The sequence below is a fragment of the Streptomyces sp. BI87 genome (genome assembly GCF_025957665.1).
Taxonomy (GTDB): domain Bacteria; phylum Actinomycetota; class Actinomycetes; order Streptomycetales; family Streptomycetaceae; genus Streptomyces; species Streptomyces albidoflavus.
In genome coordinates, this window is record NZ_CP110079.1 from 5,557,773 (window position 1) to 5,583,372 (window position 25,600).

Here is a 25,600-nt window from a genome sequence, read left to right on the forward strand (position 1 = left end):
CCGACCGCCCGGCATGCCGAATCGCGGCGCCTGGGCAGGTACATGACGCGTGTGCAGAACGCAGCCAATCACCAAGGCGCGCGGCCAGCAATGGTCTTCAGGAAGAAATCAACTTCGCCGTGAACCACTTCGGCCGCGCCGCCGTGACGTTGTGCAGGGGACAAGAGCCAGAGGTCTCCTCGGCGGCCCGTCTCGCGGCTCCGAGGAAAGCCCCTGGTCCAACCCCTTACGGATCACGCCCCGGCCACCTAGCATCGCCAACCGTCGCGTGATCCACATCACTGTGAGGTCCGCGCACCACCATGCCCACCCCCGCTGAACGACCCCTTCCGTCCGGCACGACCGGACTGCCGGGCCCCTCGGTCCCGGCAGAACCGACCGGCCCGGTGGACCCGTCAACGACCACCGCACCCGCACCGCGAGGAGATTCCGTGGCTACCGAAGCCTCTCCCCCGTCGAAGGGCGAAGCGCCCGACAAGCCCCCTGCCATGCCCTCGACGGCGGCGTTCGTGGAGGCGCAGGAAAGCCCGGAGTTCGGCGAACTCCGCCGGGCCCACCGCTCCTTCGCCTTCCCCCTGACGATCGCCTTCGTCCTGTGGTACCTGCTCTACGTGCTGCTCTCGAACTACGCGGGCGGCTTCATGGGCACCAAGCTCTTCGGCAACATCAACGTGGCCCTCGTCCTCGGACTCGGCCAGTTCGCCACCACCTTCCTCATCGCCTGGTGGTACTCCCAGCACGCCGCGAAGAAGCTCGACCCGCGCGCCGAGGCGATCAAGGCCCGTCTGGAGGGCGACGCATGAGCACCACGACCACGCTCGCGGCAGGAGCGGTCGACCTGGCCGCCAACGAGGCCAGCCAGCACCGCCCGCTGATCATCACCCTCTTCGGCCTCTTCGTCGTCGCCACCCTCTTCATCACCGTGTGGGCCGGCCGCCAGACCAAGAACGCCTCCGACTTCTACGCCGGCGGCCGCCAGTTCACCGGCTTCCAGAACGGCCTCGCCGTCTCCGGCGACTACATGTCGGCCGCCTCGTTCCTCGGCATCGCCGGCGCCATCGCCCTCTTCGGCTACGACGGCTTCCTCTACTCCATCGGCTTCCTCGTCGCCTGGCTGGTGGCGCTGCTGCTGGTCGCCGAACCGCTGCGCAACTCCGGCCGCTACACGATGGGCGACGTCCTCGCCTACCGCATGCGCCAGCGCCCGGTCCGCACCGCCGCCGGCACCTCCACCATCGTCGTCTCGATCTTCTACCTGCTCGCCCAGATGGCCGGCGCCGGCGTCCTCGTCTCGCTGCTCCTCGGCATCACCAGCGACAGCGGCAAGATCCTCATCGTCGCCCTGGTCGGCATCCTGATGATCGTCTACGTGACGATCGGCGGCATGAAGGGCACCACCTGGGTGCAGATGGTCAAGGCCGTCCTGCTCATCTTCGGCACCCTGCTCATCACCTTCCTGGTCCTGCTGAAGTTCAACTTCAACATCTCCGACCTGCTGGGCACGGCCGCCGAGAACAGCGGTCACGGCGCCGCCTTCCTGGAGCCCGGCCTCAAGTACGGCCTCACCCCCACCTCGAAGCTGGACTTCCTCTCGCTCGGCATCGCCCTGGTCCTCGGCACCGCCGGCCTGCCGCACATCCTGATCCGCTTCTACACGGTGCCGACCGCCAAGGCCGCCCGGAAGTCGGTCAACTGGGCCATCGGCATCATCGGCGCCTTCTACCTGATGACCATCGCCCTCGGGTTCGGTGCCGCCGCGCTCATCTCGCCGGAGGAGATCACCGGCTCCAACAAGGCGGGCAACACGGCCGCGCCGCTGCTCGCCCTGCACATCGGCGGCGTCGACTCGACGTGGGGCGCGATCCTGCTCGCCACCATCTCCGCGGTCGCCTTCGCCACCATCCTCGCGGTGGTCGCCGGGCTCACCCTCGCCTCGTCCTCGTCGTTCGCCCACGACATCTACGCCAACGTCATCCGCAAGGGCCAGGCCACCGACAAGGAGGAGGTCCGCGCCGCGCGCTGGGCCACCGTCGCCATCGGCATCGTCTCCATCGCGCTCGGCGCCCTCGCCCGCGACCTCAACGTCGCCGGACTGGTCGCCCTCGCCTTCGCGGTCGCCGCCTCGGCCAACCTCCCGACGATCCTCTACAGCCTCTTCTGGAAGCGCTTCACCACCCAGGGCGCGCTGTGGTCGATCTACGGCGGCCTCGCCTCCTCGGTGCTGCTGGTCCTCTTCTCGCCGGTCGTCTCCGGCAAGGAGACCTCGATGTTCCCGAGCGTCGACTTCGCCTGGTTCCCGCTGGAGAACCCCGGCCTCATCTCCATCCCGCTGGGCTTCCTGCTCGGCTGGCTCGGCACGATGCTGTCGAAGGAGACCCCGGACAAGGAGAAGTACGCCGAGCTGGAGGTCCGCTCGCTGACCGGCACCGGCGCGCACTGACCCGCTCCCGGCGCGCCCACCGGCCCCCACGGCCGGTGCCAAGCGCCGGGACGCGACACCCCGGGCGGCCGGGTCGTGGAGATCCCCACGACCCGGCCGCCCCGCGCGTGCCCCCTTCTCGTGCGAATCGGGCCTCTGCCGTCCGGCCCCTCCTCGCGTACGCTCGCCAGGAAGTAACCGAACGACGATCACGGGAGCTGGCGCGGCAGATGCTCATCGACACCTACGGCCGAGTCGCCACCGACCTGCGCGTCTCGCTCACCGACCGGTGCAACCTCCGCTGCACGTACTGCATGCCGGAGGAGGGACTCAGCTGGCTGGCCAAGCCCGACCTGCTGACCGACGAGGAGATCGTGCGGCTGGTACGCGTCGCGGTCACCGCCCTCGGCGTCACCGAGGTCCGCTTCACCGGCGGCGAGCCGCTGCTCCGCCCCGGCCTGGTCGGCATCGTCCAGGAGTGCGCCGCCCTCGAACCCCGGCCGCAGCTCTCCCTCACCACCAACGGCATCGGCCTCGGCCGCACCGCCGCCGCGCTGAAGGAGGCCGGCCTCGACCGGGTCAACGTCTCCCTGGACACCCTGCGGCCCGAGGTCTTCAAGACCCTCACCCGGCGCGACCGCCACAAGGACGTCCTCGCCGGACTCGCCGCCGCCCACGAGGCCGGCCTGACCCCCGTCAAGGTCAACTCCGTCCTCATGCCCGGCCACAACGCCGACGAGGCCCCCGACCTGCTCGCCTGGGCCGTCGCGCACGACTACGAGCTGCGCTTCATCGAGCAGATGCCGCTCGACGCCCAGCACGGCTGGAAGCGCGAGGGCATGATCACCGCCGGTGACATCCTGGCCTCGCTGCGCACCCGCTTCACCCTCACCGAGGAGGAGGCCGGCGAGCGAGGCTCCGCCCCCGCCGAACGCTGGCTGGTCGACGGCGGCCCGCACCGCGTCGGCGTCATCGGCTCGGTCACCCGGCCGTTCTGCGCCGCCTGCGACCGCACCCGGCTCACCGCCGACGGCCAGATCCGCACCTGCCTCTTCGCCTCCGAGGAGACCGACCTGCGGGCCGCGCTGCGCTCCGGCGCCCCCGACGAGGAGCTGGCCCGGATCTGGCGGCAGGCGATGTGGGGCAAGAAGGCCGGCTCGGGCCTCGACGACCCCGCCTTCCTCCAGCCCCAGCGCCCCATGTCCGCGATCGGCGGCTGACTCAGCGCCCCTCGTCCGGCGCCTCCCAGTCGGCGAGCGGCACCACGTCCTTGAGGAAGCCGCGCACCCCCAGGAACTGCGAGAGGTGCTCGCGGTGCTCCTCGCAGGCCAGCCAGGTCTTGCGGCGCTCGGGGGTGTGCAGCTTCGGGTTGTTCCAGGCCAGCACCCAGACGGCGGCGGCCCGGCACCCCTTCGCCGAACAGATCACGGCGTCGGGCTGCCGGACGCCGCCGAGGGGCCCGGGAAAGTCGGGGAGATTCACACCCGCGACCCTAACTCGCCTACTCCAGGTGAATTCCGGCCCCCGGTCCGAGCGGCAGGTCGAAGGCGTAGAAGAGCCCCAGCACCGCCAGCCAGGTCACCAGGAACGGCACCACGAAGATGGCGAGCCTCGACATCAGCGTGCCGAGCTGGGCGCTCGGCTCGTATCGCTTCAGCAGCGCGAGGGCGAGGAAGAGGTACGGGTTGAGCGGGGTGATCATCTGCGTCGCGGAGTCGGCGATGCGGAACGCGGCCTGGGTGAAGGCCGGTTCCATGCCGAGCAGCATGAAGGTCGGCACGAAGACCGGCGCCATCAGCGACCACAGGGCCGAGCCCGAGGTGATGAAGAGGTTCAGCACCGTCACCAGCAGGACGAAGAGGACCACCGCGGTGAAGCCGGTCAGCCCCACCGACTCCAGCAGCTCCGCGCTCTCCACGGCCAGCAGCGTGCCGACGTTCGACCAGTTGAAGACCGCGATGAACTGCGCGATCACCAGGATCAGCACGATGTACGAGGCCATGCCGGTCACCGACTCGGCCATCATCCGGGGCACGTCCGCCGCCTGCTTCACCGTGCGGGCCACCACGCCGTAGACCACGCCGCCGATCAGGAAGGCGCCGAAGAGCAGCGGCACCACACCGGTCAGCACGGGGGAGGGGACCAGCGCCCCGCCCTCGCCACGCAGCGGGCTGCCCGGCATCAGCCACACCGTCAGCACGATCGCCGCGTAGACGGCGACGGCGGCGCCCGCCGCCAGCAGGGCACGGATCTGGAGCGGGGTGACCTCGGCCGAGTGCTCCTCCTCGCCCTCCGGCGCCGAACCGTCGCCGGTCGGCTGCGGCAGCCGCGGCTCCAGCACCTTGGTGATGAGCAGCCCGCCGACCAGCGCCAGCAGGAGGCTGGCCGAGGCGGTGAAGAAGTAGTTCACCAGCAGATGGGTGGCCATCCCGGCGCCCATCGGCAGCACCTGGGCCGCCTTCTCGGTGATGCCCACGTAGAGCGCGTCCAGCGCGCCGACGGTGAAGCCGGCCGCGTACCCGGCGCAGACGCAGGCGAACGCGCCGATCAGCCCCGCCACCGGGTTGCGCCCGGCGGCCCGGAAGGCGATGGCGGCCAGCGGCGGGATGACGAGCATCGCGATGTCGCTCATCACGTGCGCCTGGCAGGCGACGAACGCCACCACGTACGGCAGCACGCGGACCGGGGCGCGGGCAATGGTGGCGCGGACGGCGGTCTCCAGCAGCCCGGCCCGCTCGGCCACGCCGACCGCCATCATCATCAGCAGCACGGTGCCCAGCGGCGGGAAGCCGGTGAAGTTGACCAGCGCGTTCTCCAGCAGCCAGCTGATCCCGGCGCCGGAGAAGAGCCCCCGCACCTCCAGCCGTTCCTCGGTGCCGGGCACCGTGACCCCCGCGCCGGTGGCGGCGAGGACGGTGGAGACGACACCGAGCACCAGGAAGAGGACGGCGAAGAGGTAGAAGGGGTGGGGCAGCTTGTTGCCGAAGCGCTCCAGGCCGGTCATCAGCCGGTCGAGTAGGCGTCCGGCCCGGGTGTCGGGCGCGGTGGCGGTGTCCTGCACTGCGGCGGCCTTTCGAGAGGTCGGGGACGGGGGAGTCGGGGGTGACAGCGGTGCGGGTGGGGGGGGTGTGGTGCGAGTGGTGGGCGGCCGGGTGCGGCGGGCAGTTCCATGCCGCACCCGGTGCCCCGTTCAGGGGGTCAGCCGCGCGGCAGGGTGTCCTTGCGGATCACGCCGGACCGGGCGACCAGGCGGACGGAGGCGGGGTCGGCGAGGGCGGCGACGTCGGCCAGCGGGTCGCCGTCGCAGACCACGAGGTCGGCCTCCTTGCCGGCCTCCAGCGTCCCGGCGCGGTCCTGGACGCCGAGCAGTTCGGCGGCGACGCGGGTCCCGGCGGCGATGGCGTCCGCGGGGGACATGCCGAGCGCCACCAGGTGCATCAGCTCCCGCAGGTTCCGGCCGTGCGGCACCATCGCGGAGTCGGTGCCCAGCGCGATCTTCACGCCGTTGGCGATGGCCGCCGAGATGTTCTCCTTGGTCACCCCCGACCAGCGGACCTTCTTCTCGTAGTGCGAGGGCTCCATCCGGCTGCGGTCGATGCCGTCGAAGACGGTGGAGAGGGTCGGTACGACGTACGTGCCGCGCTCGCCCGCCAGCTCCCGGGCGTGCGCGTCCAGGCCGTAGCCGTGCTCGACGCTGGTGACGCCGCCGCGGATGGCGTTGAGGATGCCCGCCGTGCCCTGCGCGTGCGCGGCCACCGGCCGGCCGCCGTGCCGGGAGACCTCGTCGACGACGGTGCGGATCTCCTCCTCGCTGAGCCCCTCGTCGTCGGGGTGGTCGTGCGGGCTGCTCATGCCGCCGGTGGCGCAGAGCTTGATCACGTCCGCGCCGTCCCGCAGCAGCCGCCGCACCGCCACCCGCACCTCGTCGGGGGAGTCGGCGATCTCGCTCAGCCCCGCCGAGGGGTCGAAGCCGCCGGGCAGGGTGAAGTCCGAGTGGCCGCCGGTGTGGCCGAGCAACCGCACGGCGGTCCGGATGCGCGGGCCGACCGCCAGCCCCGTCTCGACGGCCGTGCGGTACCCGGCGGGCAGGCCGCCCAGGTCGCGCACGGTGGTGATGCCCGCCTCCAGGGTGCGCCGCATCCGCTCGGCGGTCCGGAAGACCTCCACCGTCGCGTCGAGCCGCACCCGGTTGCCCAGGTCCTTGGCGGTCTCCACGCCGAGGTGGACGTGGCAGTCGATGAAGCCGGGCAGCACGGTCCGCCCGGCCACGTCCACGACCCGGTCGCCGGGGGCCGCCGCGGGCGCCCCCGCCGCCGGTCCGACGTACCGCAGCACGCCGTCCGCGTCCGCGCACACCACCCCGTCGGTGACGGGGGCGGCGCCGGTGCCGGTGCCGTCCACGATGCGGGCGCCGGTGATCCTGAGGGGGGTGGCGGTGGTCACAGGTGACTCCTTCTCCAGCCGGCGGCGGAAGGCGACGACCCTGAGGAACAGCGGCCGTCGCCTTCACGCCGGAACGTGCGTGTGACGGAGCACGCTGGAACGCCAGGGTCACGACACGGTTTAATCGCCTGATCCGGTCACAGGAAGAGATCCCATGCAGGAATCGATCAACCAGGGCTCCCGCGAGCGCCAGACCGATCAGGTGGGGACGGCCCCCGAGAGGCTCTGGCCAAGGCCCGCCGCGCCGCCCGGCCCGGGCGACGCACCGCTGCCCGCCCTGACCGAGCTGGACCTCGCCGTCGTCAACGCCCTCCAGATCCAGCCGCGCGCCCCCTGGTCCCTGGTCGGCGAGGTGCTGGGCGTCGACGCCGCCACGGTGGCCCGCCGCTGGAAGCGGCTCAGCGACTCCGGCACCGCCTGGGTCGACGGCTACTGGCCGCCCGCCGACGACGGGCAGGTCCGCGCCCAGGTCGAGATCGTCACCGAGGCCGACCGTTCCTGGGAGATCGGCCGGATCATCGCCCACGACCCGGAGACGATGAGCGTCAAACACACCTCCGGCGCCCGCGACCTCCTCGCCATCGTCTGGGCGTACGACATGGACGGCCTGGTCGACTACATCGGCGGCCGGATCGCGGGTCTGTCCGGGGTCCGCCTCACCCGCACCCACGTCATCACCGGCGCCCCCTTCGAGGGGAGCCGCTGGCGGCTGCGGAGCCTGTCGGCCGGGCAGCGCGCCCGGCTCGCCCCGCCCGCCGCCCCGGCCAGGCCCGAGCCGGTCACCGCCGTCGACCGGCGGATCGCGGTGGCCCTCGGCGAGGACGGGCGGATGCCGCTGGCCGAACTGGCCCGGCGGGCGGGGACCAGCGTCGCCACCGTCGGCCGGCGGGTGCGGCGGCTGGTGGGCAGCGGCCAGTTCGTGCTGCGGTGCAGCCTCGCCCGGCCGCTCACCGGCTGGCCCGTCTCGGTGGTCTACTTCGCCTCGGTCCCGGCCGAGCACCTCGACGCGGCCACCGCCTCCCTGCGCACCCTGCCCGAACTACGGCTGTGCACCGTCACCGCAGGGCCGCACAACCTGATCCTCGACGTGTGGCTGCGCGGCGTCCCCGAGGTGCACACCCTGGAGGCCCATCTCGTCCAGGAACTGGCCCACTTGCGCTTCCGCGTCGACGACCGGGTGATGGTGCTGCGCACCGAGAAGAACGTCGGCCGGGTCCTCGACCGGCGGGGCCGGAGCCTGCGCGCCGTACCGATGGAGCTTCCGGAAGCCCTCACCTGACGCGCCGTCAGCCACGGTGAGAGGAAAGGAAAACGACGCCGGGCAGCCACGGGGGGAGCTGCCCGGCGTCGGTCCGTCGCTCCGACGGGGGATGCGGAGCGCTTTCGAAGTATGTCACGGGGTACCCGGTGCGGTGCACCGGAACAACACGATTGATCTGAGCTTTTCTTGAGGTTTCCGGGAAGTGGATCAGAAGGGCCGGCAACGCCCCTGATCAGAGCCGGTGTCCGGAGCCCGGGCGGGCTCAGGCGGAGGGCATTGTGCCCTCGCTCCGTGCCCCCGCGGACTCCCGCCCGGCCGCCGGGGGCAGCTCGTACGACCCCGAGGGCAGCGCCTTGAGGCCCGAGGGCACGTACGTGTCGGGCAGCCCCGGCGCGTTCTCCCGGCCGGCGTTGGCGATCACCACCGCCACGTAGGGGAGGAGGACGCCGAGGACGAGGGCGACGATCGCCACGTACCGCTCGACGTTCCACAGGGCCGCCGCCGCGATCACCGACAGGGTGCGCACCAGCATCGCGATCACATAACGCCGCTGGCGGCCCCGCACGTCGTCCGCGAGGGACTGCCGGGCCCCGGTGATCCGGAAGACCTCGGCTCCGCGTTGCTTCCGCATCCGCTCCGCCATCCTTCCTCGCCCCCTCGGGGGCCCGGGAAAACCAGGTCCGTCCGCCGGAGCCAGACCGCCCCGGCGGCCCTCAGATTACGCCCGCCCGCCCGCGCGGGCACCGGCGGGTGGCCCGTTGGTCATGTCCGACATGCGCCGAACGCCCGCCGGGCGGAGACTGAGGCGACAGTACGCCTCCCCGAGGAGGAGACATGAGCTGGTTGTGGGCCATCATCGTCGGCCTGATTCTGGGTCTGCTCGCCAAGGCGATCCTGCCAGGGAAGCAGCAGATCCCCATCTGGCTGACGGTGATCTGCGGAATCATCGGCAGCATCATCGGCAACTCCGTGGCGAGCGGAATCGGCGTCGAGGACACCAAGGGCATCGACTGGATCAGGCACGTGCTCCAGCTGGCCGGCGCCGTCCTCGTCGTCTGGATCGGCGACATGTTCTGGGCCAAGGTCAAGGGCAGGCCACGCACCTGACCCGGCCCCCGCGACGCCGCTGCCCCGGCCCCCTTCCGAGGGGACCGGGGCAGCAGGCGTACGCCCGGGAGGTCAGCCGGTGATCTCGACGGCGGCCAGGTTCTTCTTGCCGCGCCGCACCACCAGCCACCGGCCGTGCAGCAGGTCCTCGGGGCCCGGGACGGCGTCCTCGGCGGTCACCTTGACGTTGTTCACGTAGGCACCGCCCTCCTTCACCGTCCGCCGGGCCGCCGACTTGCTGGCCACCAGGCCCGTCTCGGCGAGCAGGTCGACCACCGGGGCGAAGCCGTCGGCGCGCACGTGCGGCAGCTCGTGCAGGGCCGCCTCCAGCGTCGCCGCGTCCAGCTCCGCCAGCTCGCCCTGGCCGAAGAGCGCCTTGGAGGCCGCGATCACGGCCCGGCACTCGTCCTCGCCGTGGACCAGCGTGGTCAGCTCCTCGGCCAGCGCCCGCTGCGCGGTCCGCGCCTGCGGCCGCTCCTCGGTGACCTTCTCCAGCTCCTCCAGCTCCTCGCGGCTGCGGAACGACAGGATGCGCAGGTACCGCGAGACGTCCCGGTCGTCGGTGTTGAGCCAGAACTGGTAGAAGGCGTACGGCGTGGTCATCGAGGCGTTCAGCCAGATGGCGCCGCCCTCCGACTTGCCGAACTTGGTGCCGTCCGCCTTGGTCATCAGCGGCGTCGCCAGCGCGTGCACCTGGGCGTCCGGTTCCAGGCGGTGGATCAGGTCGATGCCCGCCGTGAGGTTGCCCCACTGGTCGCTGCCGCCCTGCTGGAGGGTGCAGCCGTAGTTCCGGTAGAGCTGGAGGAAGTCCATGCCCTGGAGGAGCTGGTAGCTGAACTCGGTGTAGCTGATGCCCTCCTGCGACTCCAGGCGACGGGCCACCGACTCCTTGGTGAGCATCTTGTTGACCCGGAAGTGCTTGCCGATGTCCCGCAGGAACTCGATGGCCGAGAGGTTCGCGGTCCAGTCGAGGTTGTTGACCATGCGGGCGGCGTTGGGCAGCGACGCGTCGAAGTCGAGGAAGGGCTCGATCTGGTCGCGCAGCCGGTTCACCCACTCCGCCACGGTCTCGGGGGAGTTCAGCGTGCGCTCGGCGGTCGGGCGCGGGTCACCGATCTGGCCCGTCGCGCCGCCGACCAGCGCCAGCGGCTTCAGCCCGGCCTGCTGGAGCCGCCGCATGGTCAGCACCTGCACCAGGTGGCCGACGTGCAGGCTGGCCGCGGTCGGGTCGAACCCGCAATAGAAGGTGACGGGCCCGTCCGCGAGAGCCTTGCGCAGAGCGTCTTCATCGGTGGACTGGGCGAACAGCCCGCGCCACTTCAGCTCGTCGACGATGTCCGTCACGATCCACTGTCTCCTTGAACGATGGTGAAGGGGGAATCACGACCCCCCGGCCAGTGTATGGGCGCCCCGGAGCGCGGCGGAGCCGCCACTGCCCGGCCGGGCAGGACTGCGGGCCGGACTGTAGGGACCCGACAGTGCCGCCCGCACGCCCCTGTCGGTGAACGATTCTTCGGTTCACTGTCCGTACCGATAGGTTTTCGGCTGTAGTCGCACCCGCACAACCGCAACCGAAAGGGTGGTCCGTTGAGCCGCTCGGTACTCGTCACCGGAGGCAACCGGGGCATCGGCCTCGCCATCGCCCAGGCCTTCGCCGACGCAGGCGACAACGTCGCCATCACCTACCGCTCCGGTGAGCCCCCCGCCGGTTTCCTCGCCGTCAGGTGCGACATCACCGACGCCGAGCAGGTGGAGCAGGCCTACAAGGAGATCGAGGAGAAGCAGGGGCCCGTGGAGGTGCTGGTGGCCAACGCCGGCGTCACCAAGGACCAGCTGCTGATGCGGATGTCCGAGGAGGACTTCACCTCCGTCCTCGACACCAACCTCACCGGCACCTTCCGCGTGGTCAAGCGCGCCAACCGCGCCATGCTCCGCGCCCGCAAGGGACGCGTCGTGCTGATCTCCTCCGTCGTGGGCCTCCTCGGCTCCGCCGGCCAGGCCAACTACGCCGCCTCCAAGGCCGGCCTGGTCGGCTTCGCCCGTTCCCTCGCCAGGGAGCTGGGCTCGCGCAACATCACCTTCAACGTCGTCGCCCCGGGCTTCGTCGACACGGACATGACCAAGGTCCTCACCGACGAGCAGCGCGCCGGGATCGTCGGACAGGTCCCGCTGGGCCGCTACGCGCAGCCCGCGGAGATCGCCGCCGCCGTCCGGTTCCTCGCCTCCGACGACGCCGCGTACATCACTGGAGCCGTCATCCCCGTTGACGGCGGATTGGGCATGGGTCACTGATCGCCATGAGTGGACTTCTCGCAGGCAAGCGCATCATCGTCACCGGCGTCATCACCCAGGCGTCGATCGCCTTCCACGTCGCCCGCCTCGCCCAGGACGAGGGCGCCGACGTCGTCCTCACCGGCTTCGGCCGCCTCTCCCTGGTGGAGCGCATCGCCAAGCGCCTCCCCAAGCCCGTCCCGGTCATCGAGCTGGACGTGCAGAACGAGGAGCAGCTCGCCTCCCTCGCCGACAAGGTCGCCGAGCACTACGGCGACGACGCCGGGATCGACGGCGTCGTGCACTCCATCGGCTTCGCCCCGCAGGACGCCCTGGGCGGCAACTTCCTCAACACTCCGTGGGAGTCGGTCGGCACCGCCGTCCACGTCTCGGCGTACTCCCTGAAGTCGCTCACCATGGCGGTGCTGCCGCTCCTGGAGAAGCGCGGCGGCTCGGTCGTCGGCCTCACCTTCGACGCCACCCTCGCCTGGCCGAAGTACGACTGGATGGGCGTCGCCAAGGCGGCCCTGGAGTCCACCAGCCGCTACCTCGCCCGCGACCTCGGGCCCAAGAACATCCGCTGCAACCTCGTCTCCGCCGGACCGCTCGGCTCCATGGCCGCCAAGTCCATCCCCGGCTTCGAGGACCTCGCCACCGTCTGGGACGAGCGCTCCCCGCTCGCCTGGGAGCTCAGCGACCCCGAGCCCGCCGCCCGCGGTGTCGTGGCGCTGCTCTCCGACTGGTTCCCGAAGACCACCGGCGAGATCGTCCACGTCGACGGCGGCCTCCACGCCATCGGCGCCTGACCTCGGCGTACGCGCCTTCACGACGCCCCGTCCCCGCCCTCGGCGGGCGGCGGGGCGTCGCCCGTTCGGGTGACCCGGCGGGCGGCGCGAGGGGCCGGGCCGCAGGGTGGAGCACGAGTAACCCCTTGTGGTGCAGCAGCGCCCCGGCCCCACCGGCCCCGGGCGCAGTACGGCCGAGGAGGTCCCTCCCGTGTACGCGTCCCCGAGCCCGCCCCGCCCCGCCGCCCGCCGTCCCCGCGCCGCGGCGGCCGCGCTCGCGCTGTTCCTGCCGCTGCTGAGCGCCGTCCCCGCGCACGCGGCCGACGAGGACCCGCCCCCGCGCCCCTTCGGCGCCCACTGCCGGGTGATCACCGAGGACTCCGAGGTCACCGGCGTCTGCCACAACCCGTACCCCGAACCGGACCAGGTCCGGCTCCACCTGCGGTGCGCGGCCTGGTGGGACCTGGACACCGACGGTCCGGCCCGCGAGGTCGGCCCCGCCGGCACGGTGAAGCTGACCGGCCGCTGCTGGCAGGCGGTCGACGCGGCCTGGGTCAGCCACGCGCGCTGAGCGGCCGGGGCGGGCTCAGCGCTGCCAGAGGCGCCCGGGCCGGCACATCAGCGGGTAGGTGGCGGCCTCGGCTCCCGCCCGCTCCGCGTCGCCCTCGCGGATCGCGTCGACCAGGCGGTCGTGGTCCATGTGGTTCTCCGGCTGGAGCTGGTCGCCGATGTCGCCGCGCAGCCAGTGCCGCAGCACCTCGCCGAGGTCGGCGTAGAGCGCGGTCAGCACGTCGTTGTGGGAGGCCGAGACCACGGCGAGGTGGAAGGTGGCGTCCGCCTGCACGAACCGCTCCGCGTCCCCCGACTCCCAGGCGTCCTCCCGGCGGCCGAGCAGCGCGTCGAGCTGCTTGAGGTCCTTCTCGGTACGCCGGGCCGCGGCCAGCTCGGCGCCGGTCGACTCCAGGGTGGCCCGCAGTTCGGCGATGTGCCGGGGGTCGGCGTCGGCGAACCTGCGGTGCATCACCCCGGCCAGTTCGCTGGCGGCGACCACGTAGGTCCCCGAGCCCTGCCGGATGTCGAGCAGGCCGTTGTGGGCGAGGGCGCGCACCGCCTCACGCACCGTGTTCCGGGCCACCCCGAGCTGCTCGACCAGCTCGGGCTCGGTGGGGATGCGGGAGCCGACCGGCCACTCGCCGGAGGTGATCTGCTGGCGCAGCTCGGCGATGACCTGCTCGGACAGGGCCGAGCGGCGGGGCGAAGTCAGCGGCATGTCGGACCTTCGTGCGGTCGGGCCCCGGCGCCGGAGGGATGTCGCGGCGTCCGGGGGCAGAGGGAGTGCGGAGACAGACGGTATCGAAAGGCGGGCAAAGGCCGGGCCGCACGGGAGGCGACGGGTGACCGGTCGCACCGTACGAGGATTGGACAACCAATCATCCCATGAATCTATGATGGCTCTCATGGCACGTGAGGACACCGGCACCGAGACGAGGACGGCCCCCGCCCCCCAGCGGCCCGCACCCACCGAGCAGCAGCCCGCCGCACCCCCCGCGGTGCGCACCTGGGCGATGCGGCTCATGCCGCTCGCCGTCGTCCTCGCCGCGCTCAACCTCCGCCCCGCCATCACCAGCCTCGGCGCCCTCCTCGAAGAGGTCCGCGACGGGCTCGGCATGAGCGGCAGCGTCGCCGGCCTCCTCACCTCCGTGCCCCCGCTCTGCTTCGCCCTCTTCGGCGTCATGGCGCCCCGGCTGGCCCGCCGCTTCGGCCCGCCCGCCGTGGTCTGCGCCGGCATGGCCGCCATCGCGACCGGCCTGCTGGTCCGCCCCTTCACCGGGTCCACCCCGGCGTTCCTGCTCTTCAGCGCGCTGGCCCTGATGGGCATCGCGGTCAGCAACGTCCTGATGCCGGTCATCGTCAAGCGCTGGTTCCCCGACCGGGTCGGCACCATGACCGGCCTCTACTCCATGGCGCTGGCCGTCGGCACCTCCGCCGCGGCCGCCGTCACCGTGCCGCTCACCCGCGCCCTCGGCGACGACTGGCGCTTCGGCCTGCTGGTCTGGGCCTCCCTCGGCGTCGCCGCCGTCCTGCCCTGGCTGCTCTTCGTCCGCGAACGGCAGGAACAGGGCGGCGCCCCCGCCCACACCACCGGGGCACCGGCCGCCAAGCTGAGCATGGTCCGCAGCCCCACCGCCTGGGCCCTCGCCGTCTTCTTCGGCCTCCAGGCCACCGGCGCCTACATCACCATGGGGTGGATGGCACAGATCTTCCGCGACGCCGGGGTCGCCGCCGGCACCGCCGGAATCCTGCTCGCCGTCACCATGGCCATGGGCATCCCGCTCGCCTTCGTCATCCCCCGCGTCGCCACCCGCCTGCCCCGCCAGGGCCCGGTCGTGGTCGTCCTCGGCACCTGCGGCCTCATCGGCTACGCCGGGCTCTACCTCTGGCCGGTCGGCGGCGCCTGGCTCTGGGCCGTGCTGCTCGGCATCTCCAACTGCGCCTTCCCGCTCGCCCTCACCATGATCGGCATGCGTGCCAGGACCGGCCCCGGGGTCGCCTCGCTCTCCGCCTTCGCCCAGAGCACCGGCTACCTCATCTCCATCCCCGGCCCGCTCCTGGTCGGCGTCCTCTACCAGCACAGCGGCGGCTGGGGCCTGCCCATCGCGCTGATGGCCGCCCTGATGGTGCCGCAGATCGTCGCCGGCATCCTCGCGGGCAAGAACCGCGTCATCGAGGACGAGGCCGCCGCGCGGGCCTGACCCGGGTCCATCGAGCCCGGGCGGCGGTGCGACACTGGGGCCATGGGCGTACTGGAACCGAACCCTCCGAACGGGCAGCGCAAGTTTCTCGGCCTGCTCAGCCTGATACTCGGTATCAGCGTGATCATCGGCATCATCGCCACCCTCGCCTCCCCCTGAGGCGCCGGGGCCACCGGCCCGCCCCGTCCGCGGCGGGGGTGGGGCCAGCCCCACCGTCCCCTAGGGGGCGGGCTTCAGGGGCGACTGGGTGGAACGCCTGATGGGCCCGGCACCCTCGCCCGCGTACGTTCGAAGCGTGCGGCCGCACCGGGGCCCCGCAGCCCTCCCGCCGGCGTCGCACACCGTCATGTACGCGTGCGACCGCTGCCAGGAGGCGCCATGCAGGCCCCGTCGAGCGACCCTCTCGGGACCCCGGTCCCGCCTGCCGCCCGTTCCTCCCTGCCCTGGTGGGCCCTGGCCCTGCCCGCGCTCGCCTTCGCCGCGCTGCTGCTGCTCGCCTTCGGGCCCACCGCCCCCTCCGCGAGCGCCGGCCCCGTCCTGCCGCAGCTGCTGGAGCGGGTCCAGCAGAGCCTCGGCCACCACCCCGGCTGATCTCGGGGAACACCGGTACCCGAAGGGGGAGCCGGCGGCCAACTCCCTGCGCCGCGCCCCCCGTTTCGTGCGAAGCTGGGAATCATGAGTGCCGCTGAGTCGTCCACCGGGACCACCCCCGGACCGTCCCCCGTCCGCACCATCGCCGTCGTCCGCCACGCCAAGGCCGAATGGTCCGACAGCAGCGACCACGAGCGCCCGCTGACCGACCGGGGCCGCCTCGACGCCCCCGCCGCCGGCAGCCGGCTCGCCGCCACCGGCCTCCCCTTCGGCCTGGCCCTCTGCTCCACCGCCACCCGCACCCGCGAGACCTGGCGCCTGGCCGTCGCCGAACTGCCCCGGCGCCCGAGGACCGTCTACGAGGAGCGGGTCTACGAGGCCTCCCCCGGCGAGCTGATCGCCGTGCTCAACGAGGTCGACGACGACGTCCAGGACCTCGTCCTGATCGGCCACAACCCGGGGGTCCAGGGCATCACCGAGATCCTCGCCGGCAGCGCCGAGCCGGAGGCCGCCGCCCTCGTCGGCCGCCGCGGCTTCCCCACCGCCGCCGTCGCCCTGCTGACCTTCACCGGTCCCTGGAAGAGCCTGGAGCCCGGCTCGGCCACCCTCACCGAGTTCTGGACCCCGCACCCGGGCTGACCCGCCCGGCACGGACCCCGGTACGCGGCACGGGCCGGCCCCCTCCTCGGGGGACCGGCCCGTGGCGCGTACGCGTACGGCGGGAGGCAGCTCAGGAGTCGAGGGCGTCGGCCGCCTCGACCTCCTCGCGGGTGATGCCCAGCAGGTACAGCACGGTGTCCAGGAACGGCACGTTGACCGCGGTGTGGGCGGCCTCGCGGACCACCGGCTTGGCGTTGAAGGCCACGCCGAGCCCGGCCGCGTTCAGCATGTCGAGGTCGTTGGCGCCGTCCCCGATCGCCACCGTCTGGTTGAGCGGGAGCCCCGCCTCGGCCGCGAACCGGCGCAGCAGCCGCGCCTTGCCCGCCCGGTCCACGATCTCCCCGGTGACCCGGCCGGTCAGCTTCCCGTCGACGATCTCCAAGGTGTTGGCCTGCGCGAAGTCCAGCCCGAGCCGTTCCTTGAGGTCGTCGGTGACCTGCGTGAAGCCGCCGGAGACCACCCCGACCTGGTAGCCGAGCCGCTTCAGCGTGCGGATCAGCGTGCGGGCGCCGGGCGTCAGCCGCACCTCGCCGCGCACCTTCTCGATCACGGAGGCGTCGAGCCCCGCCAGCAGCGCCACCCGGGCGTGCAGCGACTGCTCGAAGTCCAGCTCGCCGCGCATCGCCGCCGCCGTCACCTCGGCCACCTGCTCCTCGCACCCGGCGTGGGCCGCGAACAGCTCGATGACCTCGTCCTGGATCAGCGTGGAGTCGACGTCCATCACCACCAGCCGCTGCGCGCGGCGCCCGAGGCCGGAGGCCATCACGGCGACATCCACGCCGAGCGCCGCCGCCTGGGTCGCCAGCGCGGTCCGCAGCGCCTCGGTCTCGGCGCCGGAGACGGCGAACTCCACCGCTGTCACGGGGTACTTGGCGAGCCGGAAGATGCGGTCGATGTTGCCGCCGGTCTCGGTGATCCGGGCCGCTATGGCGGCGGCCGACTCGGAGGTCAGCGGATTGCCGAGGACGGTGACGTGGGAGCGGCCGACGCCGCGCGGCCGGTTGTCGCCCGTACCGGAGATGATCTCGGCCTGGAGCTTCAGCGACTCGGCCCAGCCGTGCACGGTCGCCCGCAGCTCTCCCTCGCTCACCCCCGCCGGCTCCGTCACCAGGGCGCACAGCACGATGCGCCCCCGGGTCACGACCTGCTCGATGTCGACCACGTCGACGGAGAAGGCCGCGAGGGTGTCGAACAGGCCCGCGGTGATGCCCGGCCGGTCCTTGCCGAAGATCTTGACGAGCAGAGTGGGGACGTCGGCGGCCGGTGCGCCGTTGGTCTCTGGGGGCTGCGATGCGCTCATGGTGCGTCCACCGTATCGGGCTTCCGCACCGCGCGGTCCCCGAGGCCGAGGAGTGGACAGCGGGCCGCGCGGGCGGCCGGTTCGCGGCTGTTTGCCCGGCGTGCGGGCGATGAACGCGGGCCCGGCCACGAGGTCTTCACCATGGCCCGACTTTCGGTCAGGGGGCCCGGCCTGGAATAGTTCCCCCTCGATGTTCGACATCCCTAGACTCCCCATCCACGGGGGCTATTCGGGGGACAACTCAGTGGGGCTGGAGTGCCGGAACTCGTACTGGAAGTGAACGGACGGACCTGGACGCTCGATGCGTCCCGGCCATACACCCTCGGACGTGATCCGCAAGGGGATATCGCACTCGACGACGCCAGGGTCTCCTGGCGGCACGCGTCGATCAGCTGGAGGGGCGGCAGCTGGGTCATCGAGGACCACGGCTCCACCAACGGCACCTTCGTCGAAGGGCGCCGCGTCCAGCAGCAGGAGATCGGTCCCGGCTCGGCGGTCAATCTCGGCAACGCCACCGACGGACCGCGGCTGAACCTCAGCGCCGGCGCGGTGGCGGCCGCACCGCAGGCCCAGCAGGCGCCCGCGCAGCAGCAGGCGGGAGGCTGGGCGGCTCAGGCCCCGGCGCCCGAGCAGCAGCCCGCGCAGTACGCGCAGGACCCGTACGCCCAGCAGCAGTACGCGCAGCAGGAATGGCAGCAGCACCAGCCGCAGCAGGTGCCCCAGCAGGGCCACCCGGCGCAGGCGCAGGTGCCGCCGCAGGGCGGGCAGCAGCAGGGGGGCCAGCCGGTCTACGGCGACCGCAGCCCGACCACGTTCCACCAGGTCGCCCTGGGCCGCAAGATGCGGATCGGCCGTGCGCTGGAGAACGAGCTGGTCGTCTCCGACCTCCAGGTCTCGCGGCTGCACGCGGAGTTCACCGCGACGCCCGACGGCCGGTTCGAGCTGCGCGACCTCGGCTCGCACAACGGCACGTACCTCAACGGCCAGCCGATACCGAAGTCGGGCACCGCGCTGATCGGGCCGAACGACATCGTCGGCGTCGGCCACTCGACCTTCCGGCTGGTGGGGGACCGGCTGGAGGAGTTCGTCGACACCGGCGAGGTCTCCTTCTCCGCCCGCCACCTCACGGTCACCGTCGACGGCGGCAAGCAGATCCTCAAGGACGTCACCTTCGGCGTCCCGGAGAAGTCGGTCATCGCGGTGATCGGCCCCTCCGGCTCCGGCAAGTCGACGCTGCTCAAGGCGCTCACCGGTTACCGCCCCGCCGACCAGGGCGACGTCCTCTACGACAACCGGAACCTCTACAAGCAGTTCGCCGAGCTGCGGCAGCGCATCGGTCTGGTCCCGCAGGACGACATCCTGCACAAGGAGCTGACCGTCAAGAAGGCCCTCAAGTACGCGGCCAAGCTCCGCTTCCCCGCGGACACCACGGAGGCCGAGCGGCAGTCCCGGATCGACGAGGTCCTCGGCGAGCTGAAGCTCGACCTCCACAAGGAGAAGAAGGTCACCTCCCTCTCCGGCGGCCAGCGCAAGCGCGTCTCGGTCGCCCTGGAGCTGCTGACCAAGCCCTCCCTGATCTTCCTCGACGAGCCGACCTCCGGCCTCGACCCGGGCATGGACCGCGACGTCATGCAGCTGCTGCGCGGCCTCGCCGACGACGGCCGTACCGTCCTGGTCGTCACCCACTCGGTGGCCGAGCTGGCCCTCTGCGACAAGCTCCTGGTGATGGCGCCGGGCGGCTCCGTGGCGTACTTCGGCCCGCCCGAGGAGGCGCTGAACTTCTTCGGCTACCAGACCTGGGCCGACGTCTTCTCCGCCTTCGAGAACTACCGCGACTACGACTGGGCGGGCCGCTGGAAGGGCTCGCAGCACTTCCAGATGTACGCGGCCGACATCGACGCCGTCGCCTCGCAGCCCAGCGCGGTGCCGCCGGCCGAGTCGATCCGCCCGCCCAAGCCGCAGGCGTGGGGCTCCCAGCTGATGACGCTGATCCGCAGATACGCCTCGGTGATCGCCTCCGACAAGGGGTTCATGGGGCTGATGCTGGCCCTGCCGGCCGTGCTCGGCGTGGTCTCCACGGTGATCCCGGCCGACTTCGGCCTGGCCCCGCCGACCCCGCCGGCGACCTTCAACAGCACCGCCGGAACGATCATGCTCATCATCATGGTCGGCATGTGCTTCTCCGGCGCCGCCAACTCGGTCCGCGAGCTGATCAAGGAACGCGTCATCTACGAACGGGAACGGGCCACCGGCCTCTCCCGCTCGGCGTACCTGATGTCGAAAGTCATCGTCCTCGGCGTGATCACCGCGGTGCAGGGCGTCATCATCTGCGCCATCGGATTCATCCCGCGCGAGCTGCCCGAAGAGGGGCTGATGATGCCGCCGGCGGTCGAGCTGTGCCTGGTCGTCATCGCGCTGGGCTTCACCTCGATGATGTTCGGCCTGGTCATCTCCTCGCTGGTCAAGACCTCCGAGAAGACCATGCCGCTGCTGGTCATGTTCGCGATCGTCCAGGTCGTCTTCACCGGCGTCCTCTTCAAGGTCTTCGGCTCGCCGGGCCTGGAGCAGGTCGCCTGGCTGATGCCCTCGCGCTGGGCGATGGCCGGTGCGGCCACCACCCTGGACCTCGCCCACCTCATGCCGCCGTGGGACCGCGAGAACCCGACCGACCTCGACCCGCTCTGGGAGTCCACGGTCGCCCAGTGGGGGATCAACGTCGCCGTGCTCCTGGTGATGGCCGCCATCTGCGGCTTCGCCGTGGCCCGGCTGCTGCGCCGTCACGAGCCCGAGGTCATGCGCAAGTGATCCGGCACCGCTGACACGCCGCGAGGGCGGCACCCGGACCGGGTGCCGCCCTCACTGCTGTCCTCGTGTGCGGAACACACCTCCGCGAGAGGTTGGATCAGTACGCGCTGTCGACGTTGTCGATGGTGCCGTAACGGTCGGCCGCGTAGTTGGCGGCGGCGGTGATGTTGGCGACCGGGTCGTACAGGTCGTGCTTGGTGCCGGCGACGTGGTAGGCGTCGAAGGTCGGCTGGATGACCTGGAGCAGACCCTTGGACGGGACGCCGTTGATGGCGTTGATGTCCCAGTTGTTGATCGCGTTCGGGTTGCCCGACGACTCACGCATGATGTTGCGGTGCAGACCCTCGTAGGACCCGGGGATGCCCTTGTCCTTCATGATGTCGAGGGCCTCGTTGATCCAGCCGTCGAGGTTGTTGGCGTAGGCCGGCTTCGAGCGCTCGGCGGAGCGGCTGGCCGACTCCTCGGCCTTGCGCTCGTTGGCGGCCTGCTTCTCGGCCTCGGCCTTCTTGGCGGCTTCGGCCTGCTTGGCGGCCTCGGCCTTCTTGGCCTCGGCGGCGGACTTCGCGCCCTGGTAGGCGACGACCTGCTGCTGGGCGACGTGGTCGCTCAGCTCGGAGCTCTGCTCCCACTGCTTGGCGGTCGACCACGCGGGGGCCGCGGCGGAGTGGGAGGCGGCGACAGGCTCGATCCCGGTCGAGGACGAGCCCGGAACGAGGGAGACCGTCAGGGCGGCGATGCCTGCGGTGGCGACACCACCGATGGTGATCTTCTGGTTTCGGGTCAGCGTGTTCAGACCGAGAATGCGGGACTGCGTCATGGGGAAGGACCTCTTCGTGTAGCGGAGGTCGCTCTCGGCTCGGCGGGGACAGTTGCGATGTTCCGGCACTAACGCTGCGGGGCGGTTGGCCCGTCGCAGCGCCGAGCGACGTGAGCCATTGTTAGCGGCCGCAAAAATGCGTGGCAATCATGTGACGTACGAAGCCGGATAGTGGATGCCGGACGCGAAGACTCCTCGCTTGTCCCTTTTACGCCTCGCCAAACCAGGCTTTTCGGGTCCACTAACCCGCTTCGTACGTGACCTGGGCCCTATGCCGGGCCTCACAGGCCACCCCCCTCGATCTCGCGCTCCGTTGCCACTGCAACGCATGCTGTGACCGATTTCGAGGGGATTCCGGGGAAGCGGACGTTTCCGCAGGGTCTGACCCGCCTGTACGGCGCCTGCCCAGGGACCACGGCCTCATGCCTGCCCCCTTCTCCGGCGCCTGCGGCCCCCCTCAGTCCCTCCGCGTCAGCAGATGCACGTCCCCGAACTCGTGCCACAGCAGCCGGGCCCGCACCGCCGCCTCGTAGCCGCGCTCCACGGCCGCCGCCCCGGCGACCGCCTCCAGCATCAGCAGGTGCGAGGCCTCCGGCTCGTGCAGGCCGGTCAGCAGGCCGTCCACGACGCGCACCCCGCGCTCGGGGGTCACCACCAGGCCGGTCCAGCCGGAGGCGGCCCGCACCCGCCCGTCCGGTCCCACCGCCGACTCCAGCGCCCGCACCGCCGTCGTACCCACCGCGATCACCCGCCCGCCCCCGGCCCGTACCGCGTTGACCAGCCACGCCGCGTGCGCCGACACCGCGTACCGCTCCGGGTAGGGCGGCTCGTGCGCCTCCGCCGAGGCCACCCCGGTGTGCAGCGTCACCGGCGCGAACTGCACCCCGGCCCGGACCAGCTCCGTGACCGTCCGCGCGGTGAAGGGGCGGCCCGCGCTCGGCATCTCCGCCGACCCGCCGCCGTCCTCCCCGGCCGCCGCGAAGACCGTTCGGTACGCCGCGAGGGGCTGGTCCCGCTCCGTGTACGCGTACCGGATCGGCCGCCCGTGCCGGCGCAGCCACGCCACCACCGCCGACCCGGACTCGTCGGCCGTCCCGAACCCTCCGGCCCGCGCCCACCACAGCCGCTCGGCCCCCGGGGCCAGCGGCTCCACCAGTTCCAGCCGCGCCCCCTCCGCCAGTGCCACCACGGCCCCGGCGGGACCACCGGGGCGCGGCCCCGTCGTCCCGCGCCCGTCGGGGGAGCGCAGCTCGACCGCCCACCGCTCGCCCGGCCCCGTCCCGTCCGCGCGCGTGGAGAAGTGGACGACCACCGGCTCACCGCCGAGGCGCCCGTCCGCCGCCGCGGGCAGCGTCGCCGAGGTGTTGACCACCAGCAGGTCCCCGGCCCGCAGCAGCTCGGGCAGTTCCGTGAACCACCCCACCCGCGGCTCCCGCTCCCCGGCCGAGACCAGCAGCCGTACCCCGTCCCGCCCCCGGCCCGGCTCCCGCTCCTCCACCGGCACCCGCGCCGACAGCTCCTCGGGCACCCGGCCCACCACCGCCCGGGCGCTCACCGGCCCGCCCCGTCCGCCGCCGCCTCCAGCAGCGCCGCCGCCGTGTACCGCCCGCTCACCGGCCGCTCGTCCAGCAGCCGCAGGAACGCCGGGACGACCGCCTCCGGCTCCGGCCGCTCCGCCTCGTCCGGGTCGTCCGGCACCGCCGCCCGGTACAGCTCCGTCCGCAGGTCGCCCGGGTCCACCGCCCACACCCGCAGCCCCGGCTCCTCCACCCCCAGCACCGCCGACCAGTGGTCCAGCGCGGCCTTCGACGCCCCGTACCCGCCCCACGCCGGGTACGCCTCCACCGCCGCGTCCGAACTCACCGAGACCACCGCGCCCGCCGGAGCCGCCCGCAGCAGCGGCAGCGCCTCCCGCACCAGCCCGTGCGCCGCCACCACATTGGTCTCCAGCGCCGCCCGCAGCCCCGCCGTGCCCAGCCCGGCCAGGGTCACCAGCGGGGCCGCCCCGAGCGCACTGGCGTTGTTGACCAGCAGGTCCACCCCGCCCAGCGCCCGCGCGGCCGCCACCACCTCACTGCGGTGCCCGGCGTCGGCCACGTCCCCCGCCACCGTCCGCACCACGCCGCCCAGCCCCTCGGCGGCCCGCCCCGCCTCCGCCAGCTCCCCGGCACCCCGCGCCGTGAGCACCAGCGACCAGCGCCGCTCCGCCAGCGCCAGGGCCAGCGCCCGCCCCAGCCCCTTCGAACCCCCTGTGATGACCGCCACCGGCATGGCTCTCCCCTTGTGTCTCGCGTCGGCTGCTGCGGCCGGGGCGACGGCTGCCCCCCGGCGCCGGCGGCACGACGTGAGGGGCCCCTCACGGGCCGTCACCGCCACCGGCCCGCCCACCGTAGGAAGGTGACGCCCGTCACCGCCTCCGCCACTCGCCCCACGCCCCCAGGGCACTTCGCCCTAGGCCGCACCCAGCCGGGGCCTAGGCCCACGGCCCCGGCCACCCGGACCCCGGGACCGATACACCCGCCCCCGGCCGCCGGTAGCGTGACCGCATGACCGACCCCACGAGCCCCGCCAGGACCGGCGGCCGGCCGTCCGGCGCCGGGCTCCTCGCGGTGAGCTCCGCGCTGCTCGCGATGAGCCGCCCCCTGGAGGTCCGCGACGTCCTCAAGACGATCGTCGCCTCCGCCCGCGAACTCCTCGACGCCGAGTACGCCGCCCTCGGCGTCCCCGACGACCACGGAGGCTTCGCCCAGTTCGTGGTGGACGGCGTCAGCGACGCCCAGTGGAAGGCGATCGGGCCGCTCCCGCGCCAGCACGGCATCCTCGCCGCGATGCTCCACGACGACCACCCGCAGCGCCTCGCCGACGTCCGGGAGGACCCCCGCTTCGGCGGCTGGCCCGACGCCCACCCGGAGATGTCCGACTTCCTGGGCCTGCCCATCCGCGACGGCGACCGCACCATCGGCGCCCTCTACCTCGCCAACAAGCGCTGCCCCAAGCCCGAGGGCGGCTGCGGCTTCACCGAGGCCGACGAGGAACTCCTGTCGATCCTCGCCCAGCACGCCGCCATCGCCCTCACCAACGCCCGCCTCTACGAGCGCAGCCGCGAGCTGACCATCGCCGAGGAACGCTCCCGCCTCGCCCACGAACTCCACGACGCCGTCAGCCAGAAGCTCTTCTCGCTCCGCCTCACCGCCCAGGCCGCGACCGCCCTGGTCGACCGCGACCCGCACCGCGCCAAGGAGGAGCTGCACCAGGTCGCCGCGCTGGCGGCCGAGGCCGCCGAAGAACTGCGCGCCGCCGTCGTCGAGCTGCGCCCCGCCGCCCTCGACGAGGACGGCCTCGTCGCGACCCTGCGCACCCAGGTCCAGGTCCTCGACCGGGCCCACGCCGCCCGCGTCACCTTCACCTCGACCGGCGTCCGCGCGCTCCCCGCCGCCCAGGAGGAGGCCCTGCTCCGGGTCGCCCAGGAGGCGCTGCACAACGCGCTGCGCCACTCCGGCGGCGCCCACGTCGACGTGGCCCTGGAGAAGAAGGGGAGCGGCGCCGTCCTGACCGTCCGCGACGACGGCAGCGGGTTCGACCCCGACGCCACCCGGGAAGCCGGACGGCACCTGGGCCTGGTCTCCATGCGGGACCGGGCCGGCGGCGTGGGCGGCCGCCTCACCGTGCACGCGGAGCCCGGCAGGGGCACCACGATCGAGATGGAGGTACCCGGTGGCTGACACCGAGCGCGAGGGACGGCACACCCAGGTCATCCGGGTCCTCCTCGTCGACGACCACCAGGTGGTCCGCCGCGGCCTGCGCACCTTCCTGGAGGTGCAGGACGACATCGAGGTGGTCGGCGAGGCCGGCGACGGCGCCGAGGGCGTGGCCCGCGCCGAGGAGCTCCAGCCCGACGTCGTCCTGATGGACGTCAAGATGCCCGGCATGGACGGCGTCGAGGCCCTGCGCCGCCTGCGGGAACTGGCCAACCCCGCCCGCGTCCTGGTCGTCACCAGCTTCACCGAGCAGCGCACCGTGGTCCCCGCCCTGCGCGCCGGCGCCGGGGGATACGTCTACAAGGACGTCGACCCCGAGGCACTGGCCCGCGCCATCCGGTCCGTCCACGCCGGCCACGTCCTCCTCCAGCCCGAGGTCGCCGGCGCCCTCCTCAGCCAGGACGAGCACGGCCAGGGCCAGGGGCGCGGCGGCTCCCTGACCGAACGCGAGCGCGAGGTACTCGGCCTGATCGCCGACGGCCGCTCCAACCGCGAGATCGCCCGCGCCCTCGTCCTCTCCGAGAAGACGGTGAAGACCCACGTCTCGAACATTCTGATGAAACTCGACCTCGCCGACCGCACCCAGGCCGCCCTGTGGGCCGTACGCCACGGCATGGCACGCTGACGACC

The 25,600-nt window shown here is 72.6% G+C and carries 25 protein-coding genes; 15 read left to right on the plus strand and 10 right to left on the minus strand.

Annotated features, from left to right (window positions below; translation table 11 throughout):
- Nucleotides 1-488 precede the first annotated feature (488 nt).
- The 3 genes from OIM89_RS24760 to moaA all read left to right on the plus strand — a co-directional run bounded on the left by OIM89_RS24760 (nucleotide 489) and on the right by moaA (nucleotide 3,639).
- Nucleotides 489-803 carry a DUF485 domain-containing protein gene (locus OIM89_RS24760; RefSeq protein ID WP_078858164.1) on the plus strand — a complete coding sequence of 105 codons (315 nt, stop codon included), beginning with the start codon at nucleotides 489-491 and terminating at the stop codon, nucleotides 801-803.
- Nucleotides 800-2,440 carry a cation acetate symporter gene (locus OIM89_RS24765; protein WP_030695018.1) on the plus strand — a complete coding sequence of 547 codons (1,641 nt, stop codon included), beginning with the start codon at nucleotides 800-802 and terminating at the stop codon, nucleotides 2,438-2,440. The genes OIM89_RS24760 and OIM89_RS24765 overlap by 4 nt, the downstream gene beginning before the upstream one ends.
- A gap of 209 nt (nucleotides 2,441-2,649) precedes the next feature.
- Nucleotides 2,650-3,639: a GTP 3',8-cyclase MoaA gene (gene moaA, locus OIM89_RS24770; RefSeq protein WP_217685504.1), complete on the plus strand. Its 990-nt coding sequence runs from the start codon at nucleotides 2,650-2,652 to the stop codon at nucleotides 3,637-3,639.
- Between the two features lies 1 nt (nucleotide 3,640).
- Here the strand turns inward: moaA and OIM89_RS24775 are convergent, their stop codons facing one another.
- The 3 genes from OIM89_RS24775 to OIM89_RS24785 all read right to left on the minus strand — a co-directional run bounded on the left by OIM89_RS24775 (nucleotide 3,641) and on the right by OIM89_RS24785 (nucleotide 6,862).
- A complete protein-coding gene (locus OIM89_RS24775) occupies nucleotides 3,641-3,901 on the minus strand; it encodes a hypothetical protein (RefSeq protein WP_030695016.1) in 261 nt (86 codons plus the stop codon).
- A gap of 19 nt (nucleotides 3,902-3,920) precedes the next feature.
- Nucleotides 3,921-5,480 (minus strand): AbgT family transporter, encoded by a 1,560-nt coding sequence (locus tag OIM89_RS24780; protein ID WP_030695015.1) that lies wholly within the window; start codon nucleotides 5,478-5,480, stop codon nucleotides 3,921-3,923.
- 137 nt (nucleotides 5,481-5,617) lie between these two features.
- Nucleotides 5,618-6,862, minus strand: a complete 1,245-nt coding sequence (locus OIM89_RS24785; RefSeq protein WP_264491627.1) for a metal-dependent hydrolase family protein — start codon at nucleotides 6,860-6,862, stop codon at nucleotides 5,618-5,620.
- 154 nt (nucleotides 6,863-7,016) lie between these two features.
- On the opposite strand from OIM89_RS24785, the gene OIM89_RS24790 reads away from it, so the two are divergent.
- Nucleotides 7,017-8,141, plus strand: coding sequence for an Lrp/AsnC family transcriptional regulator (locus OIM89_RS24790; RefSeq protein ID WP_264491628.1), 1,125 nt, complete (start codon nucleotides 7,017-7,019; stop codon nucleotides 8,139-8,141).
- A 244-nt stretch (nucleotides 8,142-8,385) separates the two neighbouring features.
- Here OIM89_RS24790 and OIM89_RS24795 read toward each other — a convergent pair whose 3' ends face one another.
- Nucleotides 8,386-8,766 (minus strand): DUF3099 domain-containing protein, encoded by a 381-nt coding sequence (locus OIM89_RS24795; protein WP_030695012.1) that lies wholly within the window; start codon nucleotides 8,764-8,766, stop codon nucleotides 8,386-8,388.
- Nucleotides 8,767-8,957: 191 nt separating this feature from the next.
- Here OIM89_RS24795 and OIM89_RS24800 point away from each other — a divergent pair, with 191 nt between their 5' ends.
- Nucleotides 8,958-9,230: a GlsB/YeaQ/YmgE family stress response membrane protein gene (locus tag OIM89_RS24800; RefSeq protein WP_030695011.1), complete on the plus strand. Its 273-nt coding sequence runs from the start codon at nucleotides 8,958-8,960 to the stop codon at nucleotides 9,228-9,230.
- A 72-nt stretch (nucleotides 9,231-9,302) separates the two neighbouring features.
- Here OIM89_RS24800 and tyrS read toward each other — a convergent pair whose 3' ends face one another.
- Nucleotides 9,303-10,574 carry a tyrosine--tRNA ligase gene (gene tyrS / locus OIM89_RS24805; RefSeq protein ID WP_030695010.1) on the minus strand — a complete coding sequence of 424 codons (1,272 nt, stop codon included), beginning with the start codon at nucleotides 10,572-10,574 and terminating at the stop codon, nucleotides 9,303-9,305.
- A gap of 243 nt (nucleotides 10,575-10,817) precedes the next feature.
- Here tyrS and fabG point away from each other — a divergent pair, with 243 nt between their 5' ends.
- The 3 genes from fabG to OIM89_RS24820 all read left to right on the plus strand — a co-directional run bounded on the left by fabG (nucleotide 10,818) and on the right by OIM89_RS24820 (nucleotide 12,857).
- The gene (gene fabG, locus OIM89_RS24810; protein WP_003947377.1) at nucleotides 10,818-11,522 is read left to right on the plus strand and encodes a 3-oxoacyl-[acyl-carrier-protein] reductase; all 705 of its coding nucleotides are present in this window, start codon (nucleotides 10,818-10,820) and stop codon (nucleotides 11,520-11,522) included.
- 5 nt (nucleotides 11,523-11,527) lie between these two features.
- Nucleotides 11,528-12,307, plus strand: a complete 780-nt coding sequence (gene fabI / locus OIM89_RS24815) for an enoyl-ACP reductase FabI (protein WP_003947376.1) — start codon at nucleotides 11,528-11,530, stop codon at nucleotides 12,305-12,307.
- Between the two features lie 190 nt (nucleotides 12,308-12,497).
- A complete protein-coding gene (locus OIM89_RS24820; RefSeq protein ID WP_226965089.1) occupies nucleotides 12,498-12,857 on the plus strand; it encodes a hypothetical protein in 360 nt (119 codons plus the stop codon).
- A 15-nt stretch (nucleotides 12,858-12,872) separates the two neighbouring features.
- Here OIM89_RS24820 and OIM89_RS24825 read toward each other — a convergent pair whose 3' ends face one another.
- Entirely contained in the window at nucleotides 12,873-13,556 is a 684-nt protein-coding gene (locus OIM89_RS24825) for a FadR/GntR family transcriptional regulator (protein ID WP_030695008.1), read from the minus strand.
- Nucleotides 13,557-13,743: 187 nt separating this feature from the next.
- On the opposite strand from OIM89_RS24825, the gene OIM89_RS24830 reads away from it, so the two are divergent.
- The 4 genes from OIM89_RS24830 (at nucleotide 13,744) to OIM89_RS24845 (ending at nucleotide 16,269) form a co-directional block, all read left to right on the plus strand.
- Nucleotides 13,744-15,039 (plus strand): CynX/NimT family MFS transporter, encoded by a 1,296-nt coding sequence (locus tag OIM89_RS24830; RefSeq protein ID WP_372588014.1) that lies wholly within the window; start codon nucleotides 13,744-13,746, stop codon nucleotides 15,037-15,039.
- A gap of 42 nt (nucleotides 15,040-15,081) precedes the next feature.
- Nucleotides 15,082-15,198, plus strand: coding sequence for an SGM_5486 family transporter-associated protein (locus OIM89_RS24835; RefSeq protein WP_254642295.1), 117 nt, complete (start codon nucleotides 15,082-15,084; stop codon nucleotides 15,196-15,198).
- Between the two features lie 219 nt (nucleotides 15,199-15,417).
- A complete protein-coding gene (locus tag OIM89_RS24840; protein WP_030695006.1) occupies nucleotides 15,418-15,630 on the plus strand; it encodes a hypothetical protein in 213 nt (70 codons plus the stop codon).
- An 84-nt stretch (nucleotides 15,631-15,714) separates the two neighbouring features.
- Nucleotides 15,715-16,269, plus strand: a complete 555-nt coding sequence (locus OIM89_RS24845; protein WP_003947370.1) for a SixA phosphatase family protein — start codon at nucleotides 15,715-15,717, stop codon at nucleotides 16,267-16,269.
- A 91-nt stretch (nucleotides 16,270-16,360) separates the two neighbouring features.
- Here OIM89_RS24845 and serB read toward each other — a convergent pair whose 3' ends face one another.
- Nucleotides 16,361-17,590 carry a phosphoserine phosphatase SerB gene (gene serB, locus OIM89_RS24850; protein WP_003947369.1) on the minus strand — a complete coding sequence of 410 codons (1,230 nt, stop codon included), beginning with the start codon at nucleotides 17,588-17,590 and terminating at the stop codon, nucleotides 16,361-16,363.
- A gap of 276 nt (nucleotides 17,591-17,866) precedes the next feature.
- Here serB and OIM89_RS24855 point away from each other — a divergent pair, with 276 nt between their 5' ends.
- On the plus strand, nucleotides 17,867-20,395 hold the full coding sequence (locus OIM89_RS24855) for an FHA domain-containing protein (RefSeq protein WP_264491629.1): 2,529 nt from the start codon (nucleotides 17,867-17,869) through the stop codon (nucleotides 20,393-20,395).
- 97 nt (nucleotides 20,396-20,492) lie between these two features.
- On the opposite strand, the gene OIM89_RS24860 is transcribed toward OIM89_RS24855, so the two are convergent.
- The 3 genes from OIM89_RS24860 to OIM89_RS24870 form a co-directional block, all read right to left on the minus strand.
- Nucleotides 20,493-21,212 (minus strand): transglycosylase SLT domain-containing protein, encoded by a 720-nt coding sequence (locus OIM89_RS24860; RefSeq protein ID WP_030695004.1) that lies wholly within the window; start codon nucleotides 21,210-21,212, stop codon nucleotides 20,493-20,495.
- Between the two features lie 457 nt (nucleotides 21,213-21,669).
- Nucleotides 21,670-22,767, minus strand: a complete 1,098-nt coding sequence (locus OIM89_RS24865; RefSeq protein WP_264491630.1) for an S-adenosylmethionine:tRNA ribosyltransferase-isomerase — start codon at nucleotides 22,765-22,767, stop codon at nucleotides 21,670-21,672.
- Nucleotides 22,764-23,483 (minus strand): SDR family NAD(P)-dependent oxidoreductase, encoded by a 720-nt coding sequence (locus OIM89_RS24870; protein ID WP_047468936.1) that lies wholly within the window; start codon nucleotides 23,481-23,483, stop codon nucleotides 22,764-22,766. The genes OIM89_RS24865 and OIM89_RS24870 overlap by 4 nt, the downstream gene beginning before the upstream one ends.
- Nucleotides 23,484-23,758: 275 nt before the next feature.
- Between OIM89_RS24870 and OIM89_RS24875 the strand changes: the two genes are divergently transcribed.
- Entirely contained in the window at nucleotides 23,759-24,934 is a 1,176-nt protein-coding gene (locus tag OIM89_RS24875) for a GAF domain-containing sensor histidine kinase (protein ID WP_051727043.1), read from the plus strand.
- Nucleotides 24,927-25,595 (plus strand): response regulator, encoded by a 669-nt coding sequence (locus OIM89_RS24880; RefSeq protein ID WP_030695000.1) that lies wholly within the window; start codon nucleotides 24,927-24,929, stop codon nucleotides 25,593-25,595. The genes OIM89_RS24875 and OIM89_RS24880 overlap by 8 nt, the downstream gene beginning before the upstream one ends.
- The last annotated feature ends 5 nt before the right edge of the window (nucleotides 25,596-25,600 follow it).

What these genes read in the sequence shown, in the direction of transcription:
- OIM89_RS24760 (WP_078858164.1), top strand. Translation starts at nt 489, where the DNA reads ATGCCCTCGACGGCGGCGTTCGTGGAGGCGCAGGAAAGCCCGGAGTTC.
- OIM89_RS24765 (WP_030695018.1), top strand. Translation starts at nt 800, where the DNA reads ATGAGCACCACGACCACGCTCGCGGCAGGAGCGGTCGACCTGGCCGCC.
- moaA (WP_217685504.1), top strand. Translation starts at nt 2,650, where the DNA reads ATGCTCATCGACACCTACGGCCGAGTCGCCACCGACCTGCGCGTCTCG.
- OIM89_RS24790 (WP_264491628.1), top strand. Translation starts at nt 7,017, where the DNA reads ATGCAGGAATCGATCAACCAGGGCTCCCGCGAGCGCCAGACCGATCAG.
- OIM89_RS24795 (WP_030695012.1), bottom strand. Translation starts at nt 8,766, where the DNA reads ATGGCGGAGCGGATGCGGAAGCAACGCGGAGCCGAGGTCTTCCGGATC.
- OIM89_RS24800 (WP_030695011.1), top strand. Translation starts at nt 8,958, where the DNA reads ATGAGCTGGTTGTGGGCCATCATCGTCGGCCTGATTCTGGGTCTGCTC.
- fabI (WP_003947376.1), top strand. Translation starts at nt 11,528, where the DNA reads ATGAGTGGACTTCTCGCAGGCAAGCGCATCATCGTCACCGGCGTCATC.
- OIM89_RS24825 (WP_030695008.1), bottom strand. Translation starts at nt 13,556, where the DNA reads ATGCCGCTGACTTCGCCCCGCCGCTCGGCCCTGTCCGAGCAGGTCATC.
- OIM89_RS24830 (WP_372588014.1), top strand. Translation starts at nt 13,744, where the DNA reads ATGGCACGTGAGGACACCGGCACCGAGACGAGGACGGCCCCCGCCCCC.
- OIM89_RS24835 (WP_254642295.1), top strand. Translation starts at nt 15,082, where the DNA reads ATGGGCGTACTGGAACCGAACCCTCCGAACGGGCAGCGCAAGTTTCTC.
- OIM89_RS24840 (WP_030695006.1), top strand. Translation starts at nt 15,418, where the DNA reads ATGCAGGCCCCGTCGAGCGACCCTCTCGGGACCCCGGTCCCGCCTGCC.
- OIM89_RS24845 (WP_003947370.1), top strand. Translation starts at nt 15,715, where the DNA reads ATGAGTGCCGCTGAGTCGTCCACCGGGACCACCCCCGGACCGTCCCCC.
- serB (WP_003947369.1), bottom strand. Translation starts at nt 17,590, where the DNA reads ATGAGCGCATCGCAGCCCCCAGAGACCAACGGCGCACCGGCCGCCGAC.
- OIM89_RS24860 (WP_030695004.1), bottom strand. Translation starts at nt 21,212, where the DNA reads ATGACGCAGTCCCGCATTCTCGGTCTGAACACGCTGACCCGAAACCAG.
- OIM89_RS24870 (WP_047468936.1), bottom strand. Translation starts at nt 23,483, where the DNA reads ATGCCGGTGGCGGTCATCACAGGGGGTTCGAAGGGGCTGGGGCGGGCG.
- OIM89_RS24875 (WP_051727043.1), top strand. Translation starts at nt 23,759, where the DNA reads ATGACCGACCCCACGAGCCCCGCCAGGACCGGCGGCCGGCCGTCCGGC.